This is a genomic window from Kineococcus rhizosphaerae, assembly GCF_003002055.1.
Classification (GTDB): domain Bacteria; phylum Actinomycetota; class Actinomycetes; order Actinomycetales; family Kineococcaceae; genus Kineococcus; species Kineococcus rhizosphaerae.
On record NZ_PVZF01000018.1, the window covers coordinates 47064 to 53201 of the forward strand.

General features: G+C 74.1%; 5 protein-coding genes. All 5 read left to right on the forward strand.

The features are described 5' to 3' along the window. The first annotated feature begins 19 nt into the window (after positions 1 to 19). The 5 genes from pgm (at position 20) to CLV37_RS24750 (ending at position 6042) form a co-directional block, all read left to right on the forward strand. On the forward strand, positions 20 to 1669 hold the full coding sequence (gene pgm / locus CLV37_RS24730; RefSeq protein ID WP_106215414.1) for a phosphoglucomutase (alpha-D-glucose-1,6-bisphosphate-dependent): 1650 nt from the start codon (positions 20 to 22) through the stop codon (positions 1667 to 1669). A gap of 7 nt (positions 1670 to 1676) precedes the next feature. Further along, positions 1677 to 2039, forward strand: coding sequence for an RNA-binding S4 domain-containing protein (locus tag CLV37_RS24735; RefSeq protein WP_106215415.1), 363 nt, complete (start codon positions 1677 to 1679; stop codon positions 2037 to 2039). Continuing rightward, on the forward strand, positions 2036 to 3055 hold the full coding sequence (locus CLV37_RS24740) for an oxygenase MpaB family protein (RefSeq protein WP_106215416.1): 1020 nt from the start codon (positions 2036 to 2038) through the stop codon (positions 3053 to 3055). Before CLV37_RS24735 ends, CLV37_RS24740 begins: the two co-directional genes overlap by 4 nt. Positions 3056 to 3065: 10 nt before the next feature. Next, a complete protein-coding gene (gene add / locus CLV37_RS24745; protein WP_106215417.1) occupies positions 3066 to 4004 on the forward strand; it encodes an adenosine deaminase in 939 nt (312 codons plus the stop codon). Positions 4005 to 4095: 91 nt separating this feature from the next. Then, on the forward strand, positions 4096 to 6042 hold the full coding sequence (locus tag CLV37_RS24750; RefSeq protein WP_106215418.1) for an ATP-binding SpoIIE family protein phosphatase: 1947 nt from the start codon (positions 4096 to 4098) through the stop codon (positions 6040 to 6042). Positions 6043 to 6138: the final 96 nt, after the last annotated feature.

Genomic DNA, 6138 nt, shown 5'->3' on the forward strand with positions numbered 1-6138 from the left:
CGGGAGTGACGAGGAAGCCATGACGACTTCGCGGGCAGGACAGCACGCCGAACCCTCGGACCTGATCGACGTCGCCCACGTCGTCACGGCCTACTACGCCACGAAGCCCGACCCCTCCGACGTCGGCCAGCGCGTCGCGTTCGGCACGTCGGGCCACCGCGGGTCGAGCCTGGACGCGGCCTTCAACGAGGACCACATCCTCGCCACCACGCAGGCGATCGTGGACTACCGCCGCGAGCAGGGCTACGACGGCCCGCTGTTCATCGGCCGCGACACCCACGCGCTGTCCGAACCGGCCTGGGTGTCGGCGCTGGAGGTCCTGGGCGCCAACGACGTGACCGTCCTGGTCGACGACCGCGACTCCTGGACGCCCACGCCGGCGGTCTCGCACGCGATCCTCGCCGCGAACCGGCAGGGGTCCTCCATCCGCACCACGGGCTCCGGCCTGGCCGACGGCATCGTCGTCACCCCGTCCCACAACCCGCCGCGCGACGGCGGGTTCAAGTACAACCCGCCGAACGGCGGCCCGGCCGACACCGACGCGACGGGCTGGATCGCGAACCGCGCCAACGAGTACCTGGAGAAGGGGCTCGACGGGGTGCGGCGCGTGGGGTTCGCGAAGGCCCGCGCCGCGGCGCAGGGCTACGACTTCCTCGGCACCTACGTCGACGACCTGCCGAACGTCCTGGACGTCGACGCGATCCGCGACGCGGGCATCCGCATCGGCGCCGACCCCCTGGGCGGGGCGAGCGTGGAGTTCTGGCAGGCGATCGCCGACCGGCACCGGCTGGACCTGACCGTCGTGAACCCGCTCGTGGACCCGACGTGGCGGTTCATGACGCTGGACTGGGACGAGAAGATCCGGATGGACTGCTCCTCCCCGTCGGCGATGGCCTCGCTCATCGCGCAGCGCGACCAGTACCGGATCGCCACGGGCAACGACGCCGACTCCGACCGGCACGGCATCGTGACGGCCGACGGGCTGATGAACCCGAACCACTACCTGGCCGTCGCCATCCAGTACCTGTTCAGCCACCGCGAGAACTGGCCGAAGGACGCGGCGATCGGCAAGACCCTGGTGTCGAGCTCGATGATCGACCGGGTCGCCGCCTCGCTGGGGCGCGACCTGCTGGAGGTCCCCGTCGGGTTCAAGTGGTTCGTGCCGGGTCTGCTGGACTCCTCCGTCGGTTTCGGCGGCGAGGAGAGCGCGGGCGCCTCGTTCCTGCGCAAGGACGGCGGGGTGTGGAGCACCGACAAGGACGGGATCCTGCTGGCGCTGCTGGCCTCCGAGATCACCGCGGTGACGGGCAGGACCCCCAGCGAGCACTACGCCGACCTCACGCAGCGTTTCGGGGCGCCGGAGTACAAGCGTTCCGACGCCGCCGCGACCCGCGAGCAGAAGGCGACGCTGTCGAAGCTGTCGGCCGAGCAGGTCACCGCGACCGAGCTGGCCGGTGAGGAGATCGTCGCCAAGCTCACCGAGGCCCCCGGCAACGGCGCGAAGATCGGCGGCCTGAAGGTCGTCACGGAGTCGGCGTGGTTCGCCGCGCGCCCGTCCGGCACCGAGGACGTGTACAAGATCTACGCGGAGTCGTTCAAGGGTGCCGAGCACCTCGCGACGGTGCAGCGCGAGGCGCAGGAACTCGTGGACGGCGTTCTGGGGTCCTGAGGCGCCGATGACCAGGATCGACCAGTGGACGTGGGCGGTCCGGCTCTACAAGAGCCGGTCCGTCGCGTCCGCCGCGGTCAAGGCGGGGCACGTCCGGCTCAACGGCGAGCGGGCCAAACCCGCCACCACCGTGCACGTCGGGGACGAGGTGCGGGTCCGCGCGGAGGGCTACGAGAAGGTGTTCGAGGTCGTGCAGCTCCTGGAGAAGCGCGTCGGCGCACCGATCGCGCAGTCCGCGTACATCGACAAGTCGCCCCCTCCCCCTCCGAAGGACGAGTTCTTCGGCGCGTTCGGGACGCGCGACCGCGGCGCGGGGCGGCCCACCAAGCGCGACCGGCGCGAGATGGACGACCTGCGGGGGCGGCGGTGAACCTCGAGGACGCGCGGTTCGCCGGCGACCCCCTCGCCGACGCCCTGGCCGACGCCGTCCACGCCGACCCGGGCGTGCGGCGGGAACTGTCGAGGGCCCTGCGCGAGGGGTCGCAGACCGCGTCCGGTCCCGTGCACGCCTTCGTGGAGCACCTGGAACGGGTGAGCGCTGACGCCGACCCGGACCTGCTGCGCGCGGGGGCGCGGGCGACGTTCACGACTCCGCAGGCCGTGCACGTGTTCGACGTCGGCGCGGGTGCGCTCATCAGTTCCTACCGCCCGCCGCGCTCCGCGACGATCCTCACCGGCACCGGCCGCCTCGTCGACGACACGCACCACCGGCTGACCGAGACCGCGCGCTGGCTGACGGCCGCCTCCCTGCCCGGCGGGCTGGAACGCGGCGCGGAGGGCTGGCGGGCGACCGCCCACGTCCGGCTCGGGCACGCCCTCGTGCGGCGCTCGGTGCCCGGCGGCACCGGCATCAACCAGTTCGACGAGGTCCGCACCTGGCTGGACTTCACGGTCGTCGCACCCCGGTCGGCGCACCGCCTGGGGTTCGGGCTCACCGACGCCGAGTACGCGCAGTTCCTCGCCCACTGGCGGGTGCTGGGCGAACTCCTCGGGATCTCCCCCGGGTTCATCGCGCACGTCGTGGACCGCCCGTCGGCGCTGGCGCTGCTGCAGCGGATCGACGCCCTCACCGGGCCCCCGAACGCCGACTCCCGGGCGCTGACGGCCGCCGGTCTGGACGCCCTGGCGAACGGCCTGACGGACCTCACCCGGATCCCGCACCGCGTCGGGCTCACCCTGGCCCGGGTCGTCGCGCGCCGGTTGCAGGGCGACCTGGCCGACGCGCTCGGCGTCCCGCCGGCCGGGGGGTGGGAGCACGTCGTCCCGGTGGTCGCCGCCGTGAACCGCACCCGCCGTGAGCTCCTGCGCCGCAGTCCCTCCCGCTGGGAGGCGATGGTCGAGCGGAACATCGCCGCGAACCGGGCCTTCCTGCGGGAGAGCGCGTGAGGAGGACCGGGTGAGGGTCGAGGACCTGCCCAAGGCCGAGCTGCACGTCCACCTGGAGGGGACCCTGGAGGCCGACCACCTCCTGGAGCTCGCCCGCCGGCACGACGTCGCGATGCCCTGGCGCACGGTGGAGGAGGTGCGGGCCGCGTACGCGTTCAGCGACCTGCAGTCCTTCCTCGACGTGTTCTTCGTCGGCTGCCGGGTCCTGCGCGAGCGCCGGGACTTCGCCGACCTCGCCCACCGCTACCTGACGCGCGCGGCCGCCGACGGGGTCGTGCGGGCCGAGGTGTTCTTCGGCCCGCAGACGTTCCTGGCCCTCGGCGTCCCCCTCGCCGACCAGCTCGAGGGGATCTTCGAGGGGTTCGACCGGGCCCGGGCCGAGACCGGCATCGACGCGGCCCTCATCACCTCGGCGCAGCGGCACCGGCCGGAGGCCGACGCCCTGGCGATGCTCGACGCGGTCATGCCGTGGGCGGAGCGGATCGTGGGGTTCGGCCTCGGCTCCACCGAGCTGGGCAACCCGCCGTCGGGGTTCGCCCGGTACTTCGCCACGGTCCGCGACCGAGGTTTCCACGCGACCGCGCACGCGGGCGAGGAGGGCGGTCCGGACTACGTCCGCGAGGCCCTCGACGTGGGCGCCGAGCGCATCGACCACGGCGTCCGCTCCGTCGAGGACCCCGACCTGGTCCGCCTGCTGGCCGCCCAGCGGGTCCCCCTCACGGTGTGCCCGCTGTCGAACCTGCGGCTGGGGGTGGTGCCGGACCTGGCGGCGCACCCCGTCCGGGCCCTGGTCGACGCCGGCGTGCTGGTGACGGTGAACTCCGACGACCCGAGCTACTTCCGCGGCTACGTGGGCGACAACTACCGCGCGCTGGCGGACGAGGCCGGGTTCGGCGACGAGGAGCTGACCGCGCTGGCCGCGGACAGCCTGCGGGCCTGCTGGCGGTAGCGACTTCGCCGTTCTCCGGACACCGCACGATCGCGCGCATAGGGTAGCGACGGGCTACGACGTGTAATCAAACGCGACGGATCGAGGGGCCATGCCGCACGCGCCGGACCTGGCGGCCGTCTTCGAGCACCTGCCCACCGCCCACCTCCTCCTCGACCGCGACCTGGTCGTCGCCGAGGTGAACCGGGCCTACACGGCCCTGCTGGACCGCACGCGCGAGGAACTCGTCGGCCACCCCGTCTTCGCCGTGTTCCCGCCGGACCCCGCCAACCTCGACGCCGACGGCGTGCACCCCCTGGAGAGGTCCTTCCGCCGCGCCCTCGCCGGGGGCACCGACGTCCTGCCCGCCCTGCAGTACGACGTGCTGGACCCGCGCACGGGGCAGCGCCACCTGCGGCACTGGTCGATCGCCAACGTCCCCCTCCCCGGTCCCGACGGGACGGTGCAGTTCGTCCTGCAGCGGATCGAGGACATCACCGACACCGTCCTGGAACGGGCGCGCAGCGAACGCGTCGAGACCGAGCTGCTCGTGCGGGGGCAGGAGGTGGAGGCCTCCCGGCGCGCGGAGCAGGCGGCTGCGCGCACCGTCGCGGCGCAGGCCCTCGTCGCGCTGCAGCTGACCGACGCGAGCACCCACGCCGAGGCGCAGCAGGTGCTGCGCGAGTTCGCCCGGCTCGTGCTCGACGCCACCAGCGCCGCCGTGACCCTGCTCGACGAGCACCCGCCCGGGACGGCCGCCGGAGTCGTCACGGCGGCCGGGTGCACGACCCTGGTCCAGGCCCCGGTCGTGGTCGACGGGATCGCCCTCGGGGAGTACGCGCTCGGCTGGGAGCAGCCGCGGGAACTGTCCGAGGTCGACCGCGGGGTCGTGGAGGCAGCCGCGGCCCAGTACGGCCAGACGGTGGTCCGGTTGCGCGCCCGCGACGTGGAACGGCTCGCCGCCGCGAACGCGCTGGCCCTGGCCGAGACGCTGCAGCGCAGCCTGCTGCCGCGACCCGCCCGGCTGGACGGCCTGGCCGTCACCGCGCGGTACCAGGCCGCGGCGCTGCAGGCCCGCGTCGGCGGGGACTGGTACGACGGCTTCTCCACCGCCGACGGGACGACGACGCTGACGGTCGGGGACGTCAGCGGCCACGACGGGAAGGCCGCGGCCCTCATGGGGCAGGTGCGGTCGCTGCTGCGCGGCATCGCCTACGCCGTGCCGGCCGACGCCGGCGAGCTGCTCGACATCCTCGACGACGCGCTGTTCGACCTCGGCGTGGACGCCCTGGCCAGCGCGGTCCTGCTGACCGTGCACACCGGCGCCGACGGCACGCGCTCGGTGCGGTGGTCGAACGCCGGCCACCCGCCGCCGCTGGTGCTGCTGCCCGACGGGTCGGTGGACGTCCTGGCCCGCGACCCCGAACTCCTGCTGGGCTGCCGGACGGGGACGGGCCGGTCGGTGCACGAGCACCCGTTCCCCGACGGGGCGACGTTGCTGCTGTACACCGACGGGCTCGTGGAACGGCGCGACCGCCCCGTCGACGACGGCATCGCCGACCTGCGCGCCCGCACCGCCGCCCTCGCCCACCTGTCCCCCGACGAGCTGTGCGACCGCCTCGTCGCCGAACTGGCCCGCGACGCCGAGGACGACGTGGTCCTGCTGCTGGCCCGCGCGGTCCCGGTCGGCGGTCCCCGGCTCGACGAGCTGCTGCCCCCGACGGCGACGGCGGCGGCCCGCGCCCGTCACCTGGTGCAGGAGAGCTGCCGGCTGGCGGGGATCCCCGACGAGACCGCCGACACGGCGACCCTGCTCGTCAGCGAGGCCGTCACGAACGCGGTCGTCCACGGCCGCGGCCCGGTGCGCCTCGTCCTGGACGTCGACGCCGACCGCGTCCACCTCGAGGTGAGCGACGCCGCCCCGGCCGCGCCCGTGCGCCGCGAGATCGACCTCGAGGCGGTGGGAGGTCGTGGGCTGCAGCTGATCGACGCGCTGGCCTCGGCGTGGGGCGTGCGCGCCGACCCGCCGGGCAAGACGGTGTGGCTGGACGTGCACTAGGTGTACTGACCACTGAGGTTGGTGACGCGCGAGGCGGGCGTTAGCCCGCCGAGGGCGGTGTGGTGGCGGTGATGGTTGTAGAGGTGCAGCCAGGTT